This is a genomic window from Actinokineospora baliensis, assembly GCF_016907695.1.
GTDB classification, from domain to species: Bacteria; Actinomycetota; Actinomycetes; order Mycobacteriales; family Pseudonocardiaceae; genus Actinokineospora; species Actinokineospora baliensis.
This window is the reverse complement of sequence record NZ_JAFBCK010000001.1, coordinates 4,742,629-4,766,832: the sequence shown is the minus strand read 5'-3', so window position 1 is coordinate 4,766,832 and position 24,204 is coordinate 4,742,629. Positions and strand designations below refer to the sequence as shown.

Genomic DNA, 24,204 nt, shown 5'->3' with positions numbered 1-24,204 from the left:
GTCACCACAGGTGATTAAGGTACTGACGGCCGTTACCGATCTATTCCGAATCGGGCCGGACGGGCGCACCGGATGATGTCTTCTTGCACCGGATCGAGGGAGAAGGGCGCTGTAACGGTTCCATGATCAGCGCGATTGGATCTTCCCGCGCTGGGCCGTCGGGGTGGCGGTTCAGCGCGGCAGGGTGAAGTAGGCGGTCAGGGTGCCGCGGTCGGCGTCGACGTCGAGGTCCACCCGCTCGGCGACCCTGGCGATGGCGCGCAGCCTGCGCTCGCCGGGGTCGTCGCCGTGGTGGGCGCGCGCGGTCCAGGTGAAGTGGTCGATGGCGGTGAGCACCACGCCGTCGCGGTCGCAGTGCAGGGTCACCGTGGTGCGCTCGCCCGCCCCCGGCTGGTCGATGGCGTCGCTGAGGGCCTCGTGGGCGGCCAGCACGACGTCCTGGCGCACGGGGGCGGGGACGCGGCGGTGGGTCAGCCAGCGGCGCACCCGCCGCCGCAGCGGGGCGAGGTGCTCGGCCCGCGCGGGCACGGTCGCGCTGAACACGGCCAGGTCCTGGTGGGTCGTCATGGCAGAGGACTGCCCGCCGTCGCACCCGGTCACACCCAATGGTTCAACCAATCACATCGGGTCTGCGCCGATCGGGTGACGGGGTGACCGGGTTCGCTATGCTCCGCCCGCCCGATTCGATCATCGGGACGAACAGGGGGGACGGGTGGTCGTGGGCCGAGCGGGCAGGCGTCGTCGTGCCCCCGTGGTCGTGGGCGGGGTGGTTGTCGCGGTGCTCGTCGTGTCCGCAGTGGCCCTCGCGCCCGGTGAGCCGGAAGCTCAACGGATCGAGTACCCGGAGATCCCGCCCACCATTTCCACGACCTCGACGACCGGTAGTCCGGATAGGACCACCATGGTCGGGCTCCCGGTGGTACGGCGGGAGGAACGCGCACTGTCAGCGACCGCGGCCCGGCGAACGTCGGCGACGGCAACGCCGACATCGCCGAGCACCTCGACCACCCCGACCGCGACCACTACCTCCAGCACCGCGTTCACGGCACCGACCAGAGTGGTGAACCAGGTGTGCTCCAGGCCGACGCCGACGGAGATCACGGCCGTCTTCCGCCAACCCTGCAACAGGAACGACCTCACGCAGCGCTTCCCGATGCGCATCGAACTGTCCGAACTGCCGGACACGGGTGGGGTGGGGGTCGTCCTGCGCGTCCTGACCGAGGACACGGGAGCCCCTTCGCCGGAATCCCTGTTCCCCGCGGGGCGGATCGATGTGGCCGGTTTGTGGGTGCGGGACGGCGACGTGGGCGTCCAGTGCCGTGGCGCCCACACCCGCGCCGAGCTGGTCATCTACCAGTTCACCGAGGAAGGCTGGCAGAGCTACCTCGCGGCGCCGCCAGGCGTCCACTTCCCGTTGCCGCCGGGAAGCAGACGCCTGGACAGCGTGGAGGTCCAGCTCATCGACAAGCCCGCCGATGGTGAGTGCCACCACGACGGCTGAGCGTTCAGTCACGCACTACAAGCGGGTTCGCCGGGCTGCGCGGGAACGCTGACGGCGTTCCACGCGGCTTTCACCGCTTTGTAGTCCGTGCAGTTGCCCGGGGTGAGGGCGATAGCCGCTTGGAGTGTGGCGATGCGGTACTTCAGGTAGGTCATGTTGGTGACCTTGCGCAGCATGCCGTTATAGAGGATCTTGATGGCCTTCTCGGTGCCGATCCCGGTCACCCGCTTCCCGTCGCAGGTCGGGCTGGCCGGTAGGCCGGTGGTCGGGTTCGACCCCGCGGCGAGCAGGGCGAACCAGTGGTCGCCGACACCGGCGGCCGCATAGGGTTCGGTGGTGGGGATGGTGGAGCTGTAGCAGTTGAGCCCACCTGTCGCTGCCGGGTTGGACATGTTGCGCACGGCCAGGTTCGGGCGCTCCCCCACCAGGAAGTCGGGGACGTCGCCCGCGGTCTGCCCGCTGAACCACTCGTTGGCGGCACCGTAAGCGTCGGCGATGAACTCGGCCGTGCCGTTGCTGGAGCGGCCGCCCGGGGTGGTCTCGTCAACGTGCTTGCCGTATTCGCGGCCGACCAGGTCGAGCGAGCCGACCCACTGCCCCGCGTTGTTGGTCCCGACCACGACGCGGCCGGACGCGGTGCCGATGCCCGGCCTCGGGTCGCCGACGCGCAGGCTGAGCCCGGGGCGGCCGTTGCCCGCGGCGCCGCTGCGGCCCAACCAGGTCACCGACATCCGCTGGAAGGTCTGCGCGGCGTAGAGGGCGTCGACGCAGCCGGTTTCCCGGTTGAGCGGGTTCCCGTCGCCCCACTGGTCGTCTTGGCCGCTGAACACCTGGCCGGTGACGGCGTCGACGCAGTCGAGGCCTGGCCAGCGCGGGTCGCGCATCAGGTAGGTGCCGCTGGACGAGGTCGTGTCCAGTGGAACCGGGTTGTGGTTCCACGCCCCGGTTCCGGAGCCGGTCGCGCTGGCCGAAGCGGGCATCACGGCCCATAACGCCGCTGCCAGCACGAGGGTGGTCTGCTTGGTCAGGGTTCTCCCCCACGGGATCGACATGTGCACAGGATCGGCAGTGGCCTGGACCACTGCAAGGGAGTGCGGCCCTGAACAGATAACCAGTACCCGCGCGCGTCCGATATGTCCATGTTGGCGAATTCCCAACAGTGGACTTCGTGGTTCGGTTGGTCGCATAATGGTCTAGACCTTTTCTCGACCGCCGAAGGAGATCGCAGATGAGGATCCCCCGCGCCGCCACCACGGTGACCGCACTCACCGGCGCGCTACTGGCCTCGACCGTGCTGGCCGCGACCCCGGCCTACGCGCACGGGTCGATGGGCAACCCGGTGAGCCGGATCTACCAGTGCTTCACCGAAGGCCCGGAGAACCCCCGCTCGGCCGCGTGCAAAGCCGCCGTCCAGGTCGGGCAGAGCTGGCCGATCTACGACTGGGACGAGGTGAACCAGCCCAACGCCAACGGCAACAGCCGCCAGATCATCCCCGACGGCAAGCTCTGCAGCGCGGGCCGCGACAAGTACAAGGGCCTCGACCTGCCCCGAGCCGACTGGCCCGCCACGGCGTTGCCCACGGGCGCGTACACCTTCACCTACAAGGCCACCGCCCCGCACCCGGGCACCTTCGAGCTCTACGTGACCAAGCAGGGCTACGACCCCACCAAACCCCTGAAGTGGTCGGACCTCGAGCCCACCCCGTTCTACAAGCAGCTCAACCCGCCCCGAGCCGGGGGCTCCTACCAGCTCAAGGCCACAATCCCCGGCGGCCGCACCGGCCGCCACCTCGTCTACTCCATCTGGCAACGCCACTACCCCGACAGCGGCGAAGCCTTCTACTCCTGCTCGGACGTCCTGTTCACCTGACCGGTCGACGGTGGTCCGCCGCGTGGCGGACCACCGTCAGTCCTTTGTAGACTAGCTAAGGCAGACGTCGGGACCGACGGCCAGGGTCAGGTTCTTCCAGCCCTCGCCGACCTGGCGGCCGATGCCGTTGTTGGCCCACTGGCCGTTGTCGTAGCGGTACCAGTAGAGGGTGCCCGCCCGGTCGACCGCGTAGAACACACCCGCGCCCGCGTAGATGACGTTGGTGAAATCACCCCAGCCCTCGTCGATGTGGTCGGCCTGAACGGTCCACTCGCCGGTGGCGTGGCTGTACTCGTAGCGAAGAGCGCTGCCGTTGTGCTCGAACGCGAACAGCTCACCGTCGGCACCCGCCATGACGCGTTCGAAGCCGTCCCAACCGGTTCCGATGACCTCACCCAGGCCGTCTTCCCAGCCGGTCTCGGTGCGGATCCAGACCCGGAGCTCCCCAATGTCGTCGATCCCGTAGAACTTGCCCGAGGCATCGCGGGTAAAGGTCGCGCCGTCCACGGTGTAGCGGCCGAACCCGGTGCCGACGACCTCGTAAGGGCGGCCGTCGACGATGCTCCAACGGCCCCTGTGCCGCTCATAGCGGCGCAGTTCGCCGGTGCCCTCGGGGATCAGGTGGTAGGTCCCGTACCCGTTGTAGAGCAACGCACCCTGCCAGCCGGTGCCGATGTACTCCTTCTGGGACCACTCGCGAGTACCCGTGGCAGCGCCGAAGTGCGTGAACTCGAAGAGACGGCCATCTGACTCCACCCCTTGGATGGCCGCCCCGATCCCGCAGCGCGCTTCGGGAAGGTCCGCCGCCGCAGGACTCGCGGTCACGACGGTGAGCGCGGAGGCCGCCACAGCCAGGCCTGCCAGCAGCCCGCTCCAGCGTTTGGTCGAGCGCATGAGTAGTCCCCCAGGTGTCGAACGGATGGTGACACCAGGTCCACGCCGGAGATCCACATCCGGTTGCCCTCGATTTCCGGGAACTTCCAGGAGTTGTCGGTGCCGTTGCCACCAGTGCGACTGGTCGCCCGCCGAACACGCCGGGTCCGGGCTGTGACCACCGCTGTTGGACGTGCTGAACGACGAGGCCGAGGAGTACCGGCCATGGACATCGGGTTCGACGCCTTGGCGCTGGCGGTCGCCGCACCACCGCGCACCTTCCCCGACGCCCTCGCCGTCGCCGTCGAGCACTTCGCGCTCGCGCCGGACAACGTGTGGCAATCCGAGGCCCCGCACACGCTCTCCGCATACGCCGAACACCTCGTCGGCGACCACTCGTGGGCTTTCTGGTGGGACTGAGCCACTACCGGTGACGCCCGACAACTCACTATCGGCAGCGAATCCGCGCGCCTTCGCGGTACCCGCCCTCGAACTTTCCCGCAGTACCGCGAGCGGCCAGGAAAGGGCGTTCGTCATGGCCCACGGCGCCCACGACGGCACCTGGGCCGCACCCGAAGCGCTCTCAGGTCACACCGGTCGGGGGGCCATCGGACGGGTGAATGGCTCAGGTCTATGGCCCCGGTGCCGACGACTCCGGGGCAGGTGAAGCCAGAGGGCTGACGAAGAGCGTGAGGGTAGGGCGATGGCTGCGAACGCAACCGAGATCAAGAAACCGCGGGGCCTTGCCGGGCTCGTCGCGAACTGGGGTATCCGGACCAAGATCCTGGCCGCGCTGAGCGCGGTCGTCGCGGTCGCCGTGCTGATCGGCGTGCTGGCGATGATCCAGATGTCCAATCTGGACGCCCAGCTCAACCGGGTGGCCACCGGGAACGCGGCGGCGCTGAGCGACCTCGGTGACATCCGCGGCGCCCAGGGCGACATCAACCACTGGGCCGTGATGTGGTACGTCGACAACAGCCCGGAGGGCCAGAAGCGGGCCCGCGACGGCCAGCACGCCGCCGACTCGAAGATCGACACCTCGGTCGAGGCCTACCTGTCGCACACCACCGAGGAGTCCGGCCGGGTCCGCGCCGCGCAGCTGCTCGCCGACCAGAAGAAGTTCCGCATCGAGCGCGACATCTCCTACGGCGACCCGGTTCCCGCCGGCTACACGCCGATCACCGACATGAACGAGTTCACCACCCTGGTCGGCAACATCGACAAGGGCATCGACGAGCTCGCCGTCATCGAGCGCACCAGCGCCGAGCGCGCCGCGGCCGAGGGCAGCGACGCCTACAACACCGCGTGGACCATCGTGCTGGTGTCCATGATCGTCGGCCTCGCCGCCGCGATCCTGCTCGCCCTGCTGGTCGCGGGTCGCATCGTGCGACCGCTGCGCCAGATCACCGTGGTCGCCAAGCACATGGCCGACGGCGACCTGAGCAAGCCCGCCGTGGTCGAAGGCAGCGACGAGGTCGGCCAGCTGGGCACCGCGTTCAACCAGGCCAGGGAGAACTTCGGCGCCGCGGTGGCCGCGCTGGCCACCACCGCGCAGACCCTGCAGTCGGACTCGACCCGCCTGGTGCAGGTCAGCGACCGGCTGCTGGAGAGCACCAGCGGCGCCAACACCCAGGCCACCCAGGTCGCCTCGGCGGCGGACAACGTGTCGCTGAACCTGCAGACCGTGGCCACCGGCGCCGAGGAGCTCGGCTCGTCGATCAAGGAGATCGCGCACAGCGCCAACGAGGGCGCCAACGTGGCCTCGCACGCCGTCGAGGTCGCCGCCTCCACCACCGACGTGGTCGCCAAGCTGGGCGACTCCTCGGCGCAGATCGGCAACGTGGTCAAGGTCATCACCTCGATCGCCGAGCAGACCAACCTGCTCGCCCTCAACGCCACCATCGAGGCGGCGCGCGCCGGTGACGCCGGTCGCGGCTTCGCGGTCGTGGCCAGCGAGGTCAAGGAGCTGGCGCAGGAGACCGCCAAGGCGACCGAGGACATCGCCCGCAAGGTCGAAGCCATCCAGTCCGACACCGCCCAGGCCGTCGGCACGATCGGCGAGATCTCCGAGATCATCGCCAAGATCAACGACTACCAGCTGGTCATCGCCTCGGCTGTGGAGGAGCAGACCGCCACCACCAGCGAGATGACCCGCTCCATCGCCGAGGCCGCCTCCGGCAGCTCCCAGATCGCAGGCAGCATCGGCCACGTCGCCACGGCAACGCAGACCGCCGCCCAGGAGATCGACGGCAGCAAGCAGGCGGCGGTGGACCTGGAGCAGCTCGCCGCCCACCTGCGCGAGCTGGTGGCCCGCTTCCAGTACTGACCCACCAACCCCTCCCCTCCCCCACCGCCGACGGCGGACCGGCCCCCCGGTCCGCCGTCGGCCGTTTATCCGGGTGCGGACGTGCCGACCAATGTGGAGGATCGCGGCATGGGCGACTCAGCCGAACAACGGCTCTACGGCGCGGTGCGGCGCTGGCACGCGGTTCCCGAGCAGGGCCTGGCCGGTGTCATCGACGCGGCGTGCCTGGCACTGGTCGCCGGACTGGACTCACCCGCGCTGCGGGACCTGGCAGGCGCTTCAGCCCACGACTCCCGCTACGACGTCGGCGACGTGGTGACCGCGGCGCTGGCCGAGCTGCGGATCCCCGAGGTCGGGACCATGCCGCTGGGATGCGCCGCGGCCGCCGGTGGCGGATTCGCGCGGCGGGACGCGGTGAACACGCTCCGGTTGCGCGTCGTGCCTGGGGTGGGGGCGAACCGGTTCCAGGTGGTGGTCGAGGTCAACGGAACGGACATGACCCGAGTCTGGGGACACCACGGTGTGGACCCAGACGAGCTGCTCATCCCCGACATCCTCCTGTCGGGCGGCCCCGAACCGCGGGTCGTGCCGATCGCGATCCTGGTCGAGTGCTGCGAGTACGACAGCGAAACCATCACAGTCACAGTCACCCGCGACGGCGACCGGGTGCACTGGGACTGGCCCGCGGACTCCCCCATCGACGCAAACCTCACCTTCGCCGCAGCGGAGTACGACGCCGAACTGGCGAGGATGGGCGCCGACCACTCGTGGGAAACACCCCTGCGCACCACAAGCCGCCTCGTCCAAACCAGCATCGACCACGATCGGCTGCGCACCCACGGCCTCAGGTTCGCCTGGGCAGGCACGATGAACCAGGACCCCGAGCACTTCCGAGTCGCGTTCATAGTCGACGACTACCAGGTGTTCGTCGACACCCCATGGCTCGGGCGTGGCCCGGAGGAGGCGGCGCGAGCAGTGTGCGAGTCCTTGGCGCTCCCGGTTGAGCAATGGCGAGCGACATGGTTCTCCATGAGGCCCAGGGCAACCGCACCCCCCTCGATCGCAGGACCGTTGTGGCAGCCCGCGCCTCTTAGGAGGTCGTGAATCCTCGGCAATCGGGCCTCGGGCGAGACCGCTGGGGCCGTACTGGCGCTGGGAGCAGAACCCCCAGGTCCTGGTGGGGTATGGCCAGCAAACGCCAGAGTCGCTGCAGGAGCGGACGGAGGGGCTGGGCCACCAGCTGCGGCGGACGGACAACCAAGCTCGCTTCACGGTCTATGACCTCGCCGGAGGCGCGCCGACCGCGGTGGGCACGACCGCCTTCCAGGTTGACCACCGCCACCGCATCGCCGAGTACTTCATCCTGCTGGGCGACGCAGCCAGTCGAGGCTGCGGTATCGGCACGGAGGCGACCCGTCTGACGCTCGACTACGCCTTCCACATCACCAACCTGGCCTGCGTGCACTTGACGGTCCTCGCCCCCAACGTGGGCGCCGTTCGCGCCTACGAGAAGGCGGGCTTCCGCCACGTTGGCCTGCGCCGCCAGTCCGGCTACTGGCTCGGCGAGCGCGTTGACGAGGTCATCATGGACGCCATCCCCGCCGACTTCCCCGGCCCGTCGGCGATCAAGCAGCAGCTTGGCAAGCAATAGCCTTTCCTCCGCTGCGGTCGGACACTCGGCCGCAGCGGACCGCTCTCGCTGTTGCTACTCACTGGCCAAGTCAGCGGCAGTCGAAGCGCTGCACTTGAGGCGCCCCCGGGCAGGCTCGTACAGCATTCACACGAACCCGCACACGCCGTGAGCTGCACGTTTCCGCGACGGTAGGTGTGCGACGTCGGCGGGCGAAGGGGGGATCGAATGGCGTGTGAAGCTGGCGTGGCGCGGGTCTACGAGGCAACTCGTGCCACGCTTTCGTTCAATTGGGCGAGTCGGGCTGTGATTCGGGTTGAGCGGACGTCGGTGAGTGCTTCGCTTGCCTTCCGTGCGAGTGAGGTTGCCTGTTCCAGTTCTCCCGTTGCCGCGTAGACCTCGGCTAGGTCGATCATTCGTCCGGCTCGGCCACGGAGTCGGTCGGTGCCGATGCGGGGTAGGAGGTCTTCGAATCGTTGGATGGCCTCGGCATGTTCACCGGCTGCCGCTAGTGCTTGGGTGATGATGGAGTTGAGGTGGTCCTGGGTGAGGAACCCAGCCCACTCGGGGGTGTTGCCGCCGCGAGCGGCGAGTGTTTCGGCCTCGCGGATGTGGTGGAGCGCTTGGTCCTTCTCGCCGGATCTCGCGAGGTGTCCGGCCAGTCCGGCGTGCAGGTTCGCTCGTTCCAGCGTGCACACTCGGCGGTCGGACAGGGCGGCGCCGACTAGGCCGACGGCTTCGGCGGGGAGTGCTTCGCCGACTTGTGCGGCGATGTTGAGCAGGACGTGCGCGCGAAGGTCGGGGTCTGCGCCCTCGTCGGCGGTGCGTAGGGCGAGTGTGGAGAGTTGGCGTGCGGAGTAGGTGCGTCCGGCGTCGAAGTGGATCCAGGCGGTTCGGTCCGCGAGTGCCCCGACGGCCGCGCTAAGTGCTACGCGGGTGTCGTCTCGCATGGGTGCGTCCAGCAGGTTCACAGCCCATCTGAGTGCACCGGTGGACAGGTCTGCGGCGACGGCACCGCCGAACCGGAGGTCCATCGTCGTGTAGGTCGCTGTTGCCTGCTGGACGGCTTCGACCTCGGACCGACCGACCTGCCCGGGGTGGTCGGTCGTCGTCAAGCCGTCCAAGAGGCGCACGAGCGGGGCAGGGGCGTGGCCGCCTGCCAGCACTGCCGCAGCGGCCGCCAGTAGTTCCCGTCGGTTCACATCCTCACCCAACCCCTGAACGCCCAGCGTTCGTTCGTATGCGGCTACCAGGTCCGGTGTCGCGGTCCGTTGTCCGGTCTCCACCATGCCAAGCGTGGACTTGCTGTAGTGAACGCGGCTCGCCATCGTCGCCAGGCTGAGCCCGGCGTTCTCCCGTGCTGCTCTCAGCACCCGCCCCGTTTCGTGCACGCGGACCGCTCCCCCTGAGTTGTGGACGGTTGTGGACGCCCGAGTCCTTCCGATGACACTCCGCGACAGTCACGCTACTACCGAGGCGCAAGCCTTCCGGAAGAGTTGGGAATGGCACTTACCCGAATGTCGACCAGAGAATCAAGGGAGAGTCATGACGCTCGCTATTGTGCGGAACCCAGCTGACTCGATTTCGCGGAGCCTTCACAGCCGCTTGGTGGGCCAACTGATCCGCGAGCACGCCGGGATGACGGGTGATGAAGCGGTCCGCATCGTGAACGCCACCGTCGCGTTCCTGGTCATCTGCGCGGAGAGCCCCGGCAAGCGGTTCCGCCCGAGCAAGCGCGTGGACCTGGGCTGGCACATGTTCATCCTCAACACTCGGGACTACGCCGAGTTCTGCGCGCACCTGGGCGCCGGGTTCATCCACCATGTGCCGGACGAGTTCGCCCGTCCCACGGCCACCCGGACCGCCATGCGTGCGGCACTGGCCCCTACTGTGGAGGCCCTGACCGCTGCTGGCTTCGAGGTCGACGCTCAGTTGTGGGGAACGGACGCGGGCAGTTGCTCGCAGTGTCACTCCGGGTGCACCGACTGCGGCCAGGGGGGCGATGACGACGGCGGCTTCTGCCGCTAGAACGAGGGATGTGGATGACGACCCGTTGTGAGTGGGACGTTTTGCCCGAACCGGTGAAGCGCGCGGCGGAGGATCGCACCGGACCGATCCTCAAGGCTGAGTCCGCGACTTCTGGTCGAAACTCGGAACTGGCCGCCACGTTGTGGACATCGCAAGGGCGGATTTTCTGCAAGGGAATCACGACGGCGTCGTCATTGTCCGTCATGCATCACAATGAGATTAGCGTAAGCCAATTTCTGCCTGCGGAACTCGCGCCGCGCTTGTTGTGGCATGTCGAAGAAGGGGGTTGGCTGCTGCTCGGCTTCGAGCACGTGACCGGGCAGCACGCCGACCTCTCCCCAGGATCAGGTGATATCCCGCTGGTGACCGACGCGGTCAACGTCATCGCACAGGTGTCGGTGCCAGCAGGCCGCCGTGCGATGTCCACCCAATGGGCACGGGCACTCACATCCGAGATCCACGCGGCACCGCCCGAGAAGGCGTCCGCCTGGTCAGTCGACAACGCGGACACACTCACCTCCTGGGCGTCCCGAGCCCCGGAACACATCGACGGCCCGGCGCTCATCCACACCGACCTCAACCCGGCGAACTTCCTCATAGCCGACACGGCCCGAGTGATCGACTGGGCATGGTGGCGAACCGGCGCCGCGTGGATCGACCCGGCCTTCGTCCTCATCCGGCTCATCGCCGCCGGACACCCCCCGGCTGAAGCGGAACAATGGGCGAACCGGATTCCCGGCTTCCGAGACGCGAACCCCGACGCCCTGACCGCCTTCGCCGCGTCCGTACTGCGTCTCTGGGAACGCAAGTTCCCTAGCACCAATACGACCGCAGCCGCCCGCGCATGGGCGCAACACCGTCTCGGATAGCGGCCGCGAGCTACTAGCGTTCCACCAGCATCGCAGGTCAGGCGTGTCATTCGCTGAACTCGGTCGATGCTGAACGTGCCTCCGGGGGCGGTGGGAAATCCCAGTGCGGCGCTGGTGGTGGGTGTGGAGGATGGCCGGGTGAGTGAATCCGTTGAGCAACGTCTCTACCGGGCCGTCCGTCGTTGGGAGAGGGATGGGGCGGGGCCCCGTGACCTGATCCACGAGGCTTGCATGGCGTTGGTCGACGGGGTGGATTCGGCGGGGTTGCGGGATCTTGCGGGGGCTTCGGCGCGGGACTCGAGGTGGGAGATCGGCGAGTTGGTGGCGGCGATGTCCGAGGAACTGGGGATTCCGGGGAGCGTGCCCTTGGGGTTCACGGCGGCGGCTGGGGGTGGGGTGATCAGGCGGGCTGCGGTGGACAGGCTTCGGTTGTCTGTGGCGCCGGGGCCGCGGGAGGACGTGTTTCAGGTGTTGGTCGAGGTCAACGGGACGGAGATGACGGCGGTGTGGGGTGTGCGGGGGGTGGATCCGGACCAGGTTCTGCTGCCCGACAACCTGCTGACGGGTGGTCCTGAACCACGGAAGGTTCCGATCGTCGTCCAGCACGAGGAGTTCATCGCGTACGAGGACGGCTTCTGGGAGGCCTACAACGCGGAGGTCACGATCACCCGCGACGGCGACCTGGTGCACTGGGATTGGCCCGACGACCCGGAGGTGGGGCCGAACGTGACCTTCACCGCCGCGCAGTACGACGGCGAGCTCGCCAGGTTCGTCGCCGACACGTCGTGGGAGACGCCGCCTCGGACTGCGCGCCGTCTTGTGTACGCAGGGATCGACCGTGGCCAGTTGCTCGAGTACGGCCTCTCCCTCGGTTGGGTGGGCGCTGTGGAGCCCGACCTCTTCCGAGTCACCCTCAGCACCGGTCACTACCTGGTGTACCTCTACACCCAGTGGCGCAGCCCGGAGGAGCTCGCCCGGGAGGTGTGCGCGACCGTGGCGCTGCCGCCCGAGCAGTGGGAGGCGACCTGGTACGCGCACCGGGACACCACGCCTCCTGCCATGGCGGGGCCGTTGTGGCGGCGGAAGGTTAACGCAGGTGGGAACCCCCTCGGGGGTCGGCGCGGGGGTGCGACATAGGCTGCCGGACATACCTCGGGAAAAAAGTTCGGGCGGTGTGTCGATCCACGGCGCGGCCCGTTCGACCTAGGGGTGAAGCGGGGCCGAGAGGGTCCCGGTGAAGCCAGGGAGAACGACGATGAAGTACATGCTGATCATGCGCGCGTCCGACGAGGCCTACGCCGCGATGGGTGAGTTCGACTTCAGCGAGATGCTGGCGACCGTGGGCAAGTTCAACGACGAGCTCATCCGGGCGGGCGTGCTGGTGGCGGCCGAGGGCCTGTCCGACGCGGCTGACGGGGTGGTTGTGGACTACTCGGTGGAGCCGCCGGTGGTGACCGACGGGCCGTACGGGGAGACCAAGGAGCTGTTCAACGGGTTCTACCTGCTCAACGTGGCCTCCAAGGAGGAGGCGGTCGAGTGGGCGAAGCGGATGCCGATGACCGGGGCCGGGTTCAAGACCGAGATCCGCCGGGTGCCCTCGATCGACGAGTTCCCGCAGGACAACGAGTGGATCCAGAAGGAGCGCGCGTGGCGCGAGGCGACCGGGCAGCTCTGAGCGGGGACCGCGACGCGGTCGGCGCGCTCTGGCGGATCGAATCGGCCAAGATCGTCGGCGCGTTGGCCCGCTACACCGGGGACTTCGCGATGGCCGAGGACCTGGCGCAGGAGGCGTTCGCCGAGGCGCTGGTGAACTGGCCGCGCGAAGGGGTCCCGGACAACCCGGCCGGGTGGTTGCTCACTGTCGGTAAGCGTCGGGCGATCGACGCCTACCGCAGGCGGGCGACCCTGGACCAGAAGTACGCCGTCCTCGCCACTGAGGGCGAGGACGGCGTGACGGTGGACTGGGACCCGGACCAGATCGACGACGACGTGCTGGCGCTGGTGTTCACCGCGTGTCACCCGGTGTTGGCGCGGGAGTCCCGGGTCGCGCTCACGCTGCGTGTCGTCGGTGGTCTGACCAGCGACGAGATCGCCAGGGCGTTCCTGGTGCCGACCGCGACCGTGCAGGCGCGGATCACCCGGGCGAAGAAGGCCATCGCCTCGGCCGGGGTGCCCTTCGAGGTACCCCCGGTCGAGGAACGGCCCGCGCGGCTGGGGTCGGTGCTCAGCGTGATCTACCTGATCTTCACCGAGGGCTCGTCCGCCAGCTCCGGCGCCGACCTGATCCGTTTCGACCTCGCCAGCGAGGCCCAACGACTGGCCCGGGTCCTGGCGCGGTTGATCCCGGACGAGCCGGAGGTGAACGGCCTGCTGGCACTGCTCGAGCTGACCGCGGCCCGTTTCCCCGCCCGGACCGGCCCCGACGGTCACCCGGTGCTGCTGCAGGACCAGGACCGCGGCCGCTGGGACCACGCCGCGATCCGCCGCGGCAGGGCGGCGCTGGCCCGGGCCGAACAGGCGGGCCGCGGCTTGGGCGCGTACGGCCTGCAGGCAGCGATCGCCCAGTGCCACGCGGTGGCGCCGTCGGTGGAGGAGACGGATTGGGAGCGGGTGGTGGCGTTGTACGAGGCCCTCGGCACGCTGACCCCGTCCCCGGTGGTCGACCTCAACCGCGCGGTGGCGGTATCGATGGCCCGCGGCCCGGCGGCTGCTTTGGCCATTGTGGACGGTTTGGGGGATGCGTTGCCGCAGTCGCACTTGGTGCCGAGCGTGCGCGGGGAGTTGTTGGCGCGCTTGGGTCGCGACGATGAGGCGCGGGAAGCGTTCAAGCTGGCGGTGGAACTGTGCGGCAACGACCGGGAACGGGCTGTGCTGCGGGACAAACTGGACGCCCTCGGCTGACCCGACACGCACGAGCCTGTCCTGCTGCATGGCACTCGGCGTCAAGCACTGATCACGGTCCGTTGGCGTGTTAGCCGGTGCGTGCTAGCGTGGTTGTGGCCCGACAACGGCGTGGGTTTCGTGGGTGAATTCTCGGCCGACGAGAAGGGAATTCGGTGACGACGACCATCCCGAGTGCGCACGGCGACGTCACCGTCGGCGATGTGCTGCGGACGAGCAGGACCTACACCGAGGCGGAGGTTCGGGAATTCCGGCGCCTTTCCGGATATCCGGACAATTCCGTGCCCCGGTATTTGCCGTACCTGCTCGTGGTGGCCCCGCTGACCAAGCTCGGCGGCGACATCGACTACCTGTCCGGGCGGATGACCTGGACGGTGCGCCGTCCGGTCGAGGTGGGCGAGGAGATCACCGCGGAGCTGGAGATCACCCGGCTCGAGCCGGGCGAGGCCGCCACCAAGATCGCTTTCGAGGCGCGGATCCTCTGCGGCGACGAGGTGGTCATCGCCGGGACGAGCAAGGGCGTGGTCCTGACCGCGGGGAGTGGGCACTGATGGGCGTGACCGTCGGCGAGCAGCGCAGCGCCACCAGGACCGTCTCCGAGGCCGACATCGCCGCCTGCGCGCGGCTGACCGGCGACTTCGGCGCGCACCACATCGCGGGCATGGCGGGCAAGAAGGTCGCCCAGGGCCTCCTGACGCTCTCCGGCACCCCCCTGCTCGCCGACGACGACGTGCACGTCACCGGAATGGACCTGCGCTTCCTGGCGCCGGTGTTCGCCGGTGACGAGATCACCACCTCGGTCACCGTGGACGCGCTCGAGGGGGCCGAGATCGCCTTCACCGTGGTGGTCGCGACGGCCGCCGCCGAGGTGCTGCGCGGCACCGGGACCGCCGCCGTCCTGGGCTGATCGACCCGTACGCGCTACGCCATGCCGCATTCCCGCGCGGCCATACCGCACACCCGTGCGGGATGTCCACACTCGGCGGTTGAATTGGTGCGTTCCGGTTTTCCCAGGTGACAATTCCTTGCGGATCTCGCCGGGCTTGGGGTTCACTGGGGACGCAACGGCGAATGGGGCCAATCGCCACGAGCGCGGATTCGGCGCGCTGCCGCGATAAACGTCGATATCGGGGGGACGTGCGCAGGATGACGGATCAGATCGGGTTAACGAGCTTACTCACCCGAGAGGTGATGAGCGACCCCTATCCCACTTACGCCCGGTTGCGCGCCGAGGACCCGGTGCACTTCAACGAGCAGCTCGGCGGCTGGGTGATCACCCGCTACGACGACGTCACCGCGGCGTTGCGCGACCACGAGACGTTCTCCTCGCGGCGGATCGCGCTGCTGGTGGCCCAGCGCGGCGGCTCGAACCCCACCCCGGCGGTGGCGCGGTTCTTGGAGCTGGCCGGGCACTGGATGTGGATGCTGGACCCGCCCACGCACACCCGGATGCGCAAGCTGATGAACCAGGGGTTCACCCCGCGCGCGGTGCGGCTGCTGGAGCCGATGATCCAGGGCATCGTGGACGACCTGGTGGACGCGGCGGTCGCGCGCGAAGAGGTCGACCTCATGGCCGACTTCTGTTTCCCGGTACCGGCTCTGGTGATCTGTGGTCTCTACGGGTTGCCCCCTGCCGACGCGCGCCGGGTGACCGACTGGTGCGACGCGCTCAAGGTGTTCCTCGGTGCGGCCACCGATCTCGGTGGCGCCCAGGCGGCCGCCGAAGCGGTGCACGAGATGATCGACTACCTCACCGAGATCATGGAAGCCCGGCGGGTCGAGCCGCGCGATGACCTGGTGTCGAGGTTGGTCGCCGCCGATGACGAGGGCGATCGGCTGGGCACCGACGAGCTGGTGTCTAACCTGTTGCTGCTGATCGCGGCCTCGTTCGAGACCACGATCGACATGCTGGGCAACGGCCTGGCGGGCCTGCTGACCCAGCGCGACCAGTGGGAGCTGCTCAAGAGCGATCCGTCGACCATCCCCGGCGCGGTCGACGAGGTGATCCGCTGGGACGGTCCGGTCCAGCTCACCCACCGGCTGCTGACCAGGGATGTGGAGCTGCGGGGCAAGCAACTGCGCGAGGGCCAGTTGGCTTACCTCATGCGAGGTTCGGCGAACCGCGACCCGGAGCGGTTCGCCGACCCAGACCGCATCGACGTCACCCGGGGCGACACCGGGCACGTCGGACTGGGCTTGGGCGTGCACTACTGCATCGGCGCGGGCCTGTCGCGGTTGGAAGGCAAGATCGCCCTCACCGAGCTGACCAGGCGGTTGCCGGACCTGCGGCTGGTCGAACCGGACCGGTTGACCTGGCGCGCCGACAACTTGCAGTTCCGAGGCCTGTCCGAGTTGCGGGCGAGCACGTCGTGACCCGCGTAGCGGTACACGTGGTGTCCCTGCGCGCCCTCGACCAGGTGCGCGGCCACGCCGAACCGGATCTGTCCGACCGCGACCGGGCCGCGATCGCGCGGCGCACTACCGGCAGGCGGCGGGTTCAGGCGCAGGCGGCGCGGGTGCTGGCGCAGGTCGCTGCGGTTGAGTCCGGCAACGCCAGCCACGACCAGGACTTCCTCGTTCTCGCTGAGAGCGCCGCGACGTGCGGCATCGACGTCGAGGACGCGGCGGAGGAGGACTTACGCGAGGTGGCGGACCGGTTCTGCGCGGCGGACGAGGCCGCGGGGCCGCTGTCGGCGCGGGCGCTGTGGACGGCGAAGGAGAGCGCGGCCAAGGCGACTCGGCGGGGGCTGCGTGCCGGGCTGCGGACGATCGGGTTCGCGGATGATCCCAGCACTGACTGGTCCACAGTGGACTGGCCGTACGGCCGGGGTTTTCTCACCCGGACGGTCGATCTGGGTGACAGGCATTGCGCACTCACCGTGCATGCCGACGCGCCACCCCAGGTCCGGACTCAGGTGTGGGCACCAACAGTGTCCGATCACCGCTGGTCATTCACACAAGTAACCCAAGTTGACGACTCCCCCGCCCGCCGGTTGGCCGAAGGGCTGCACGCGTTCGGCGGCAATCGTGCCTGAACCCACTACGCTCCACGCGGCTCTGGCGGCCGCGGCGGAGCGAGGCCCCGACACGCCGATCACCTTCCACACCGGTCGCGAGCAGTTGACGTTGACCGAGTTGCTGGACCAGTCGCACGCGATGGCGGGTGCGATGGCCGCCGCCGGTATACGGCGCGGGGACCGGATCGGACTGTTGTGCCAGAACGAGGCCGACTTCTTCCGCGTGCTCCTCGCGCTGGGCATCCTCGGTGCCTGCGCGTGCCCGCTCCCCCTGCCGACGATGGCCCGTGACGGCTACCAGGTTCGGGTGCGTGGCGTCATCACAGCGGCCGACATCGAGACCGTGGTCGTGTCGGAGCGGTTGACGAAACTGCGTGGCGTGCTGGGCCCCGCTCTCGACGGGACAACCGCCCTGTCCACCGGAGACTTGCGCGAGCACGAGGCACCACCGGGCAGTGGTGTGAGCGGCGATGACGACCTGATCGTCCAGTTCACCTCCGGCAGCACCTCCGTACCCAAGGGCGTGCGGCTGTCGCATGCGAACGTGCTCGCTTGCCTCACCGCCATCAACAACGGCATCGAGCTGAGCGGGGCGGATCGCGCGGGCAACTGGCTGCCGTTGTTCCACGACATGGGGTTGTTCGGTTCGCTGGCGGCGTTGTACTACCCGATCCCTTTGACCGTGTGGCAGCCGTCGGTGTTCGTGAAGGACCCCGCGCACTGGTTGCGGCTGATGTCGGAGATCGGTGTGACAGCGTGTCCGCTGCCGAACTTCGCCTATGACGCCATGGCTCGCGCGGTGCCCGAGGAGGAGGTGTCGGGGTACGACCTGAGCCAGTGGCGGGTGGCGTTCAACGGCGCTGAGCCCATCGCGGTGGACACCCTCGAAGAGTTCCTGAACCACTTCGCCCCTGCCGGTTTCCGGCGCGAGGCGATGCTTCCGGTATACGGCCTCGCGGAAGCCACGCTCCCCGTCACGTTCTCCGAGCTGACCGCACCACCGCGCGTCGACTGGGTGGACCGACCGCAGTTGGCCGAAACCGGCAAAGCCGTCCCGGTCGACCGCGAGAACCCCGACGCCCGCGGCGTGGTGTCGGTAGGACGACCGGTGACGGCCATGGCTGTCCGCATCACCGACCCCGACACCGGCGCGCCCCAAGGGGAACGCGTCGTGGGCGAGGTCGAGATCAAGGGTGCTTCGGTGACAGCGGGGTACTTGCGCGGTGATCAGCCGTTCACCGAGGACGGCTGGCTGCGTACCGGCGACCTCGGCTACACCGCGGGCGGCGAGCTGCACATCACCGGCCGCCGCAAGGAAATGATCATCGTGCGCGGCGACAACTACTACCCCGAGGATGTCGAGGCGGCCGTGCGCACCGACCCCGCCGTCCACCGCAGGCGGTGCGTGGCCTACCTCGACGAGGAGGCCGAGCGGCTGGTTCTCGTCGTCGAGTCGGCCGAAGAGGACAGTCCGGCGCTGCGGGAGCGGCTTCGGTCGGTAGTGGCCACCGCGACCGGTTTGGACGATGTGCGGGTGGTTGTCGCGCCGCCGCAGGCGATCCCGCGCACCAGCAGCGGCAAGCTCCAGCGACTCGCTTCCCGGGCCAGGTTCGGCTAGGGCAAAGACATCCAGAGGAGAAGGGGACATGCACAGCTTCGACGTCTTCACCCACTACGAACGGGTCCACTGGCAGCTCAAGGACATCGACTTCGGCAGCGTCGACAAGGACCTGGTCAAGCCCGAGCACGTGCTGATGGCCAAGAGCGGCGTCATGGGCGAGTCCAATGTGATCGCCGCGGTGCACGGGTTCCTCAACGAGTTCGTCGACGACTACGACTTCTCGACCTTCGCGGTGGTGTGGGGCTACCAGGAAGTGCAGCACCACTACGCGTTCAAGTCGTGGCTGGAGGCGATCGGCGAGGCTGTCGATGACGCGCCGGTGCAGGCGATGCGCGAACCGTACGCGCCGGGCAGCACCCCGGCGGCAACGTTGGCGACCAACATCATCTCCGAGCTGACCGTCAACCACATCTACCGCAGGGTCTCCGCCGCCGTGGAGGAACCCGTGCTGGCCGACATCCTGTTGCGCGCCAGCCGCGACGAGGCAGGGCACGCGCGCGAGTTCATCCACTACTGCCGCGGCCGGTTGGAGCGCAAGCCCGAGGAGATCCCGTCGGTGCTGGAGACGCTGTACGTCTACACCAGCGACCAGAAGATCAAGCACCCGGTGAGCATGTTCAAGAGCAACCTGATCGAGCTCGAGGACCACGAGACCATCGACACCGGGTTCGACCTGTTCCTGGAGGGCGTGGCCGACCAGGGTGAGCTCGACGAGCTGCAGGGCAAGATCCGGCAGGTGTTCGGTCAGCTGGTCGGCAAGGACCTGAGCACCAACGGCAAGGTGCGCCGGGCGTTGGCCGAGGCGCTCGGGTGAGCGACGGGACACCGGTCGTCGTGCCGTGGCGGGTGCTGCCGGACTACAGCTGCTTCGGCTGCTCCCCCAGCAACGAACACGGGCTGCGGTTGAACTTCACGCACTCCGGCGACGGCATCGAGTGCGTGCTGCGGGTGGACCGGACCTTCGAGTCCTACCCGGGTGTGGTGCACGGCGGGATCGCCACCACGGTGTGCGATGAGATCATGGGCAACCTGCTGGTGCTCAAGATCGGCACGTCGGTGTTCACCACCACGCTGCGCACCCGGTACCTGTCCCCACTCGCGGTTGGCGTCAGCTACCGCTGCGTGGCCACGGCCGAGGACCTGGGCGCGGCCCCGTACCGGGCGTACGCGGAGATCACCGACCCCGACGGCGCGGTGTGCGTGACCGCCGTCGGCACCTACCAGCCCGCGACCGCCGAGCAGGTCCGTGACCGGATGGACCTGTCGGACGGCGAAGTGGAACTGATCGAGAACGCGCTGGCCGGTCTGCGGCCGGGCGGCTGACCCGAGGAGACGAGACACCGAATGTCCGACGACGTGATCACCACCGTCACCGAGATCGTGGCGACCGAGTTCGGTCTGCCCGCGGCCGAGGTCGGCGCCGATGTCGACCTGAGCTCGCTGGAGGGCGCCGACTCGGTGAAGGTGCTGCGCGCGGTCGCCAAGATCGAGCGGACCTACGACATCGAGCTCGAGGACGACCAGGTGTTCGGCCTCAAGACCGTGCGCGACGCCGCGACGCTGGTCGTGGCCACCCTCGCGGAGAAGGAGCCCAGCGGTGGCGGTCGCTGACACCAACGTCCACTACGACCTCGACCCGGAGATCTTCGGGCTGTACCTGGACCCGATGCGCAAGTACTCCTCCGGGCTCTACAAGTCCTCTGAGGACACTCTGGAGCAGGCGCAGCGCACCAAGCTGCACTTCGTCGCCGACCGGGTCAAGCTGGCGCCGGGCAAGCGGCTGCTCGACATCGGCTGCGGGTGGGGGTCGCTGGTCCTGTTCATGGCCCAGGAGTACGGCGCGCACGTGGTCGGTGTCAGCCCGGCGCCCAACCAGCACGCCTATATCCGCGACCTGGTGGAGCAGCGCGGGCTCGGTGAGCTGGTGACCACTCGGGTCGGGCAGATCCAGGAGCTCGACATCGAGCCGCGCTCGTTCGACGCGGTGACGATGCTGGGGTCGATCGTGCACATGCCCGACCTCGGTGAGGCGTTCGGGCGGGCGCACGCGGCGCTGCGCACGAAGGGGATGCTCTACGTCTCGGAGAGCTGCTTCCGCAATGCCGCCAAGCACGCGGAGTTCAGCGAGCAGGAGTCCACGGCGTTCGTCCGCGACGCGATCTTCGGCTGGGGCGACATGCGGCCGCTGTCGGAGTTGGTGCGCGGCGCCGAGGACGCCGGGTTCAGCGTGGTGGCGGTGGACGACTTGACCGAGCACTACCACCGGACCATCGAGGACTGGCTGGCCAACGTGGCCGCCTCGGCGCAGCGGCTCGACGAGATCGAGGCGGGCCTGGCCGACAAGCTGACCAAGTACCTGCGGACGGCGAACGCGGGGTGGGGGTTCACCACCAAGCACTACGCGCTCACCTGCGCGAAACGGCGCTGATCGGGGAGGAATGGCTGTGCACAGGCAAGTGGGCGGGCCGCTGCTGCCCGCGGCGGAGGTGGACGCGGCGGTCGGCACGTTCCTGCGGGCGGGCCGCACCCGCTGGGACGAGTTCGACTTCGACTGGTCGCAGGCGGATGTGTCCCGGCTGACCGAGGGTCAGCGGTCGGCGGTCGAGTTCATCACGATCATCGAGGACCACCTGCCGGGGTACTTCGCGCTCTACGACGAGCACTTCCCGTTGAACGAGAGCGTGGAGCGGGACGTGTTCGTGCACAACCGGGAGCTGTACCACTTCTCGATCCGGTGGGCGCAGGAGGAGGACACGCACGCGCGGGTCCTCTACCGGTACCAGGTGGAGTCCGGTCTGGCGGACGCGGAGTCGCTGCGGCAGTCGTTGGCGGTGGAGGGCCAGAAGAAGTTCGCCGTCGACTACGCGGACGCGGTGCAGTTCTTCACGTACCCGTTGGTGCAGGAGAAGGCGACGCAGCTGTACTACCAGAACCTGCGCCAGGTCATCGACGAACCGGTCCTGGCCCAGATCCTCAACCGCCTCAGCCGTGACGAGGCCCGCCACTTCACCTTCTTCGCCGACATGCTCCAGCGCTACCTCATCCGCTACGGCGACGAGGTGGTCGAACCGGTCCGCGCCGTGATCGCCGACTTCCGCATGCCCCTGGCCGACACGATCCGCGGCTACTGGCGCTGGGCCCTGAAGATCGCCGACACGGCCCGTTACGACCACACCGACGCCTACGACTACCTGATCAAGGTGCTCAACCGGGCGGTGGACGCGCGGTCGGACAAGGTCACCGAACTGGTGTCCTTCATCTCGGCCTGTCGGACCATCAACGCGTGACGAGGGGCGGCCCCGCGGCCGCCCCTCGCTCCACTATGGACTCGTCGGCACCACCGATTCGGAGCTCGGCGTTTCCGAGCTGCTGGTCGGGCTCGGGGTCGAGGACGGGACTTCGCTTGAGGGAGGCGTTGTCGACGATGGTGGGGTCGACGACGACTCGGTGGGCGACGGGGTTGTGGTGGTGGCCACGACCGAGGACGAGATCGGTGGGGTTGTGGTGGTCGAGGGGGGTTGGTCTCGGGCGATCACGGCTTGGATGTCGCGTTTGACGGACTCCAGTTCGGCTTGGATGTCGGCTATGGGCATGTCCTGCACGCGTCCCGCGAGGTCGGTCAGGCGGGACCAGATCTGGGCGATCTCGGCCTTGGCGGCGTCACTGGGTTCGTTGGCCACGGTGATGACCAGTTGGGCGGCCAGGGCGAAGGTCACGCAGTCCACACAGGACTTATTGACCGCCACGGCGACGTTCTCGGGGACAACGACGTTGGCTTGGCCGACGATGATGACGACCTGGAAGGCGATCGCGACGGTGGTGCAGTCGCGGCAGCTGGCCAGGGCCCAGGCCTCGTTGCTGTTGTCCACGGTGTCGTCGGTGGCCCACACCAGCGCGAAGGCCACCTCGTAGCGCACCGAACCGTCCGTCGTGTTGATCGCGACGGCCTGGTTGTCTCCGGGGCCCGGGGCGTCGGGGCGCTGGAACGGGAACACCCAGGTCGGCGCGGTCGGGTCGTTGACCGGCCGCAGAACGACCGCCGGGACCCGCTTCGTGGGGACCGCGACACCCTGGGGCAGCCGAACCTGCTTCTTGACCGCCGCCGGGGCGACCGCCTGCTGCTGAGGTGCGCGGGCCGCCTGGGGCATCACGTCCTGCACCGTGCCGCGTTCGCCGGGCTGGATCGGCCGGTACCGGTCACCTTCCGGCCACCACGCCCACGCTAGACCGACCACCACCGCGACCAGCGCCAACAGAGCCACAGCGCGCCGCCCCGGCTTGCCCGAGGACCAGCGGATCACCTTCGTGACGGCACGGCGCACCATGCGGATCAGCAGGTAGCCGATGCCGATCATGGGCACGGCGATCGCGACGATCGAGAGCACCCGCACGATCGACAGGGCCAGGTCGCCCTCGTCCCACGCGGCGCCGAAGCCCGCCCACTGCTTCTGGATCCCGTCGACCGCGGTGCCGATGATGCGCGGCAGCGTCAGCACCATGAGCAGGAAGCTGGCCAGTAGCACCGGGACCACGACCACGACCCACAGCGTCACCACCGCGCGGGCCCACGGCTTGAGCGCGGTGGTCTCCGGGGAGCGCCACCGGTTCGGCAGCAGCCCGAGCAGGGTCGGCTTGATCCGCTGGAACAGGTCGGGCACGCCGGTGAGGTCGGCGAGCACGTGGTAACCGTCGAAGCGGACCAGCGGGGTGAGCTGGCGGACCATCTGCAGCAGCTGCGTGGCGATGACCAGCAGCAACGCGTCCCAGCCGGACAGCGCCCAGCCGCCGAACATCGCGACGGCGACGATGGCGTTGAAGTAGAGCCCGCCGAGGTCGGTGCGCAGCCGACCGACCCGGCCGAGCCGGTAGCTGTCGGTGACGTCGGTGTAGAAGGCGGGCCACATCAGGTACATGCCGAAGCCCATGGCGCCGGGGGTGGCGCCGCCGTAGCGGGCCGCGGCGGCGTGGCCGAACTCGTGGAACCCGGCGGAGATGATCGTCACCGCGAACACCAGCAGCAGCAACGACGGCTGCTGGAACGCCTCGTACGCGGCCCCGGCCAGGCCCTTCTCGAACAGCACCCAGAACGACACGGCGATGAACGCGGCCACCACGACCAGCACCACCAGCGGGTGGAACAACCAGGTGAACGGGCCGGTGACCTTGCGGGTGGTGTCCGGGTTGGAGATCACGCAGCGCATCCGCAGGCCCAGCAGCGGGTTCGCCTTGCGCGGCTGGGGGTCGGTACCGTCCGGTAACCGGAGGACGCCGAGCGGCTCCAGCTTGTCCAGCAGCACCCGCACGTCCTGGGCGCTAATCCGCCTGCCGACGGCGGCGCCGACCTGCTCGGCGATCCCGTCGTGGTCGGTGTGCCCGTCCACGGCCTCCAGCACCCGGTACAGCAGCGGGGTCAGCTGCAGCACCTGGCCGTCCGCGCGGCGGACCAGAGCGGGTGGGCGGCGGTAGCCGGACCCGCTCATTTCGCCGATCAGCCGCACACCGTCGGCCCGTGTCGGCACCGCGGGGCGGGACGCGTCGGCGTCCCGCCCCGGTGCGGTACCCGGGCCCGAGATGACGCTCATCCGGGCC

General features: G+C 68.8%; 27 protein-coding genes. 21 read left to right on the top strand and 6 right to left on the bottom strand.

What is annotated here, in order from left to right; genetic code table 11:
• Positions 1–171 precede the first annotated feature (171 nt).
• Positions 172–567 carry an ATP-binding protein gene (locus JOD54_RS21800; RefSeq protein WP_204452592.1) on the bottom strand — a complete coding sequence of 132 codons (396 nt, stop codon included), beginning with the start codon at positions 565–567 and terminating at the stop codon, positions 172–174.
• A 258-nt stretch (positions 568–825) separates the two neighbouring features.
• Entirely contained in the window at positions 826–1,140 is a 315-nt protein-coding gene (locus JOD54_RS21795) for a hypothetical protein (RefSeq protein WP_204452590.1), read from the bottom strand.
• 13 nt (positions 1,141–1,153) lie between these two features.
• Between JOD54_RS21795 and JOD54_RS21790 the strand changes: the two genes are divergently transcribed.
• A complete protein-coding gene (locus JOD54_RS21790; RefSeq protein WP_204452587.1) occupies positions 1,154–1,501 on the top strand; it encodes a hypothetical protein in 348 nt (115 codons plus the stop codon).
• Between the two features lie 8 nt (positions 1,502–1,509).
• On the opposite strand, the gene JOD54_RS21785 is transcribed toward JOD54_RS21790, so the two are convergent.
• A complete protein-coding gene (locus JOD54_RS21785) occupies positions 1,510–2,553 on the bottom strand; it encodes a M4 family metallopeptidase (protein ID WP_204452585.1) in 1,044 nt (347 codons plus the stop codon).
• Positions 2,554–2,729: 176 nt separating this feature from the next.
• On the opposite strand from JOD54_RS21785, the gene JOD54_RS21780 reads away from it, so the two are divergent.
• Complete coding sequence (locus tag JOD54_RS21780) at positions 2,730–3,371, top strand: lytic polysaccharide monooxygenase auxiliary activity family 9 protein (protein ID WP_204452583.1); 642 nt, start codon at positions 2,730–2,732, stop codon at positions 3,369–3,371.
• Between the two features lie 51 nt (positions 3,372–3,422).
• On the opposite strand, the gene JOD54_RS21775 is transcribed toward JOD54_RS21780, so the two are convergent.
• Positions 3,423–4,265 (bottom strand): tachylectin-related carbohydrate-binding protein, encoded by an 843-nt coding sequence (locus tag JOD54_RS21775; RefSeq protein WP_204452582.1) that lies wholly within the window; start codon positions 4,263–4,265, stop codon positions 3,423–3,425.
• Positions 4,266–4,469: 204 nt separating this feature from the next.
• On the opposite strand from JOD54_RS21775, the gene JOD54_RS21770 reads away from it, so the two are divergent.
• The 4 genes from JOD54_RS21770 (at position 4,470) to JOD54_RS21755 (ending at position 8,200) form a co-directional block, all read left to right on the top strand.
• The gene (locus JOD54_RS21770; protein ID WP_204452581.1) at positions 4,470–4,664 is read left to right on the top strand and encodes a DUF4253 domain-containing protein; all 195 of its coding nucleotides are present in this window, start codon (positions 4,470–4,472) and stop codon (positions 4,662–4,664) included.
• A gap of 283 nt (positions 4,665–4,947) precedes the next feature.
• Entirely contained in the window at positions 4,948–6,570 is a 1,623-nt protein-coding gene (locus JOD54_RS21765) for a methyl-accepting chemotaxis protein (protein ID WP_204452580.1), read from the top strand.
• Positions 6,571–6,678: 108 nt separating this feature from the next.
• A complete protein-coding gene (locus JOD54_RS21760; RefSeq protein ID WP_204452579.1) occupies positions 6,679–7,653 on the top strand; it encodes a hypothetical protein in 975 nt (324 codons plus the stop codon).
• Between the two features lie 10 nt (positions 7,654–7,663).
• A complete protein-coding gene (locus tag JOD54_RS21755; protein WP_204456441.1) occupies positions 7,664–8,200 on the top strand; it encodes a GNAT family N-acetyltransferase in 537 nt (178 codons plus the stop codon).
• 236 nt (positions 8,201–8,436) lie between these two features.
• Here JOD54_RS21755 and JOD54_RS21750 read toward each other — a convergent pair whose 3' ends face one another.
• On the bottom strand, positions 8,437–9,552 hold the full coding sequence (locus JOD54_RS21750) for a helix-turn-helix domain-containing protein (protein WP_307860552.1): 1,116 nt from the start codon (positions 9,550–9,552) through the stop codon (positions 8,437–8,439).
• A gap of 70 nt (positions 9,553–9,622) precedes the next feature.
• Between JOD54_RS21750 and JOD54_RS21745 the strand changes: the two genes are divergently transcribed.
• The 15 genes from JOD54_RS21745 to JOD54_RS21675 all read left to right on the top strand — a co-directional run bounded on the left by JOD54_RS21745 (position 9,623) and on the right by JOD54_RS21675 (position 21,902).
• Positions 9,623–10,207: a glycine-rich domain-containing protein gene (locus JOD54_RS21745; protein ID WP_504739772.1), complete on the top strand. Its 585-nt coding sequence runs from the start codon at positions 9,623–9,625 to the stop codon at positions 10,205–10,207.
• A gap of 14 nt (positions 10,208–10,221) precedes the next feature.
• A complete protein-coding gene (locus JOD54_RS21740; protein WP_204452576.1) occupies positions 10,222–11,076 on the top strand; it encodes a phosphotransferase in 855 nt (284 codons plus the stop codon).
• Between the two features lie 231 nt (positions 11,077–11,307).
• On the top strand, positions 11,308–12,213 hold the full coding sequence (locus JOD54_RS21735; RefSeq protein WP_204452574.1) for a hypothetical protein: 906 nt from the start codon (positions 11,308–11,310) through the stop codon (positions 12,211–12,213).
• Positions 12,214–12,331: 118 nt separating this feature from the next.
• Entirely contained in the window at positions 12,332–12,751 is a 420-nt protein-coding gene (locus tag JOD54_RS21730) for a YciI family protein (protein WP_204452573.1), read from the top strand.
• A complete protein-coding gene (locus JOD54_RS21725; protein ID WP_307860203.1) occupies positions 12,724–13,977 on the top strand; it encodes a sigma-70 family RNA polymerase sigma factor in 1,254 nt (417 codons plus the stop codon). The genes JOD54_RS21730 and JOD54_RS21725 overlap by 28 nt, the downstream gene beginning before the upstream one ends.
• 155 nt (positions 13,978–14,132) lie before the next feature.
• Positions 14,133–14,528 (top strand): hotdog family protein, encoded by a 396-nt coding sequence (locus JOD54_RS21720; protein WP_204452571.1) that lies wholly within the window; start codon positions 14,133–14,135, stop codon positions 14,526–14,528.
• Positions 14,528–14,884 carry a MaoC/PaaZ C-terminal domain-containing protein gene (locus tag JOD54_RS21715; RefSeq protein WP_204452570.1) on the top strand — a complete coding sequence of 119 codons (357 nt, stop codon included), beginning with the start codon at positions 14,528–14,530 and terminating at the stop codon, positions 14,882–14,884. Before JOD54_RS21720 ends, JOD54_RS21715 begins: the two co-directional genes overlap by 1 nt.
• A 284-nt stretch (positions 14,885–15,168) precedes the next feature.
• Positions 15,169–16,350 carry a cytochrome P450 gene (locus JOD54_RS21710; RefSeq protein WP_204452569.1) on the top strand — a complete coding sequence of 394 codons (1,182 nt, stop codon included), beginning with the start codon at positions 15,169–15,171 and terminating at the stop codon, positions 16,348–16,350.
• Positions 16,347–17,012 carry a 4'-phosphopantetheinyl transferase family protein gene (locus tag JOD54_RS21705; protein WP_204452568.1) on the top strand — a complete coding sequence of 222 codons (666 nt, stop codon included), beginning with the start codon at positions 16,347–16,349 and terminating at the stop codon, positions 17,010–17,012. Before JOD54_RS21710 ends, JOD54_RS21705 begins: the two co-directional genes overlap by 4 nt.
• The gene (locus JOD54_RS21700) at positions 17,005–18,612 is read left to right on the top strand and encodes an AMP-binding protein (RefSeq protein WP_204452567.1); all 1,608 of its coding nucleotides are present in this window, start codon (positions 17,005–17,007) and stop codon (positions 18,610–18,612) included. The genes JOD54_RS21705 and JOD54_RS21700 overlap by 8 nt, the downstream gene beginning before the upstream one ends.
• Before the next feature lie 28 nt (positions 18,613–18,640).
• Entirely contained in the window at positions 18,641–19,429 is a 789-nt protein-coding gene (locus JOD54_RS21695) for a ferritin-like domain-containing protein (protein ID WP_204452566.1), read from the top strand.
• A complete protein-coding gene (locus JOD54_RS21690) occupies positions 19,426–19,938 on the top strand; it encodes a PaaI family thioesterase (RefSeq protein WP_204452565.1) in 513 nt (170 codons plus the stop codon). The genes JOD54_RS21695 and JOD54_RS21690 overlap by 4 nt, the downstream gene beginning before the upstream one ends.
• Positions 19,939–19,959: 21 nt before the next feature.
• Positions 19,960–20,226 carry an acyl carrier protein gene (locus JOD54_RS21685; RefSeq protein ID WP_204452563.1) on the top strand — a complete coding sequence of 89 codons (267 nt, stop codon included), beginning with the start codon at positions 19,960–19,962 and terminating at the stop codon, positions 20,224–20,226.
• Positions 20,213–21,043 (top strand): SAM-dependent methyltransferase, encoded by an 831-nt coding sequence (locus JOD54_RS21680; RefSeq protein ID WP_204452562.1) that lies wholly within the window; start codon positions 20,213–20,215, stop codon positions 21,041–21,043. The genes JOD54_RS21685 and JOD54_RS21680 overlap by 14 nt, the downstream gene beginning before the upstream one ends.
• A 16-nt stretch (positions 21,044–21,059) precedes the next feature.
• The gene (locus JOD54_RS21675) at positions 21,060–21,902 is read left to right on the top strand and encodes an acyl-ACP desaturase (RefSeq protein WP_307860202.1); all 843 of its coding nucleotides are present in this window, start codon (positions 21,060–21,062) and stop codon (positions 21,900–21,902) included.
• A 33-nt stretch (positions 21,903–21,935) separates the two neighbouring features.
• Here the strand turns inward: JOD54_RS21675 and JOD54_RS21670 are convergent, their stop codons facing one another.
• Positions 21,936–24,197 (bottom strand): zinc metalloprotease, encoded by a 2,262-nt coding sequence (locus tag JOD54_RS21670; protein ID WP_204452559.1) that lies wholly within the window; start codon positions 24,195–24,197, stop codon positions 21,936–21,938.
• Positions 24,198–24,204 lie beyond the last annotated feature (7 nt).

Coding starts and splice junctions, on each gene's coding strand:
- JOD54_RS21745 (WP_504739772.1), top strand. CDS start 9,623: ATGACACTCCGCGACAGTCACGCTACTACCGAGGCGCAAGCCTTCCGG.
- JOD54_RS21760 (WP_204452579.1), top strand. CDS start 6,679: ATGGGCGACTCAGCCGAACAACGGCTCTACGGCGCGGTGCGGCGCTGG.
- JOD54_RS21780 (WP_204452583.1), top strand. CDS start 2,730: ATGAGGATCCCCCGCGCCGCCACCACGGTGACCGCACTCACCGGCGCG.
- JOD54_RS21770 (WP_204452581.1), top strand. CDS start 4,470: ATGGACATCGGGTTCGACGCCTTGGCGCTGGCGGTCGCCGCACCACCG.
- JOD54_RS21685 (WP_204452563.1), top strand. CDS start 19,960: ATGTCCGACGACGTGATCACCACCGTCACCGAGATCGTGGCGACCGAG.
- JOD54_RS21790 (WP_204452587.1), top strand. CDS start 1,154: ATGCGCATCGAACTGTCCGAACTGCCGGACACGGGTGGGGTGGGGGTC.
- JOD54_RS21695 (WP_204452566.1), top strand. CDS start 18,641: ATGCACAGCTTCGACGTCTTCACCCACTACGAACGGGTCCACTGGCAG.
- JOD54_RS21765 (WP_204452580.1), top strand. CDS start 4,948: ATGGCTGCGAACGCAACCGAGATCAAGAAACCGCGGGGCCTTGCCGGG.
- JOD54_RS21800 (WP_204452592.1), bottom strand. CDS start 567: ATGACGACCCACCAGGACCTGGCCGTGTTCAGCGCGACCGTGCCCGCG.
- JOD54_RS21775 (WP_204452582.1), bottom strand. CDS start 4,265: ATGCGCTCGACCAAACGCTGGAGCGGGCTGCTGGCAGGCCTGGCTGTG.
- JOD54_RS21740 (WP_204452576.1), top strand. CDS start 10,222: ATGACGACCCGTTGTGAGTGGGACGTTTTGCCCGAACCGGTGAAGCGC.
- JOD54_RS21735 (WP_204452574.1), top strand. CDS start 11,308: ATGGCGTTGGTCGACGGGGTGGATTCGGCGGGGTTGCGGGATCTTGCG.
- JOD54_RS21710 (WP_204452569.1), top strand. CDS start 15,169: ATGAGCGACCCCTATCCCACTTACGCCCGGTTGCGCGCCGAGGACCCG.
- JOD54_RS21715 (WP_204452570.1), top strand. CDS start 14,528: ATGGGCGTGACCGTCGGCGAGCAGCGCAGCGCCACCAGGACCGTCTCC.
- JOD54_RS21785 (WP_204452585.1), bottom strand. CDS start 2,553: ATGTCGATCCCGTGGGGGAGAACCCTGACCAAGCAGACCACCCTCGTG.
- JOD54_RS21670 (WP_204452559.1), bottom strand. CDS start 24,197: ATGAGCGTCATCTCGGGCCCGGGTACCGCACCGGGGCGGGACGCCGAC.
- JOD54_RS21730 (WP_204452573.1), top strand. CDS start 12,332: ATGAAGTACATGCTGATCATGCGCGCGTCCGACGAGGCCTACGCCGCG.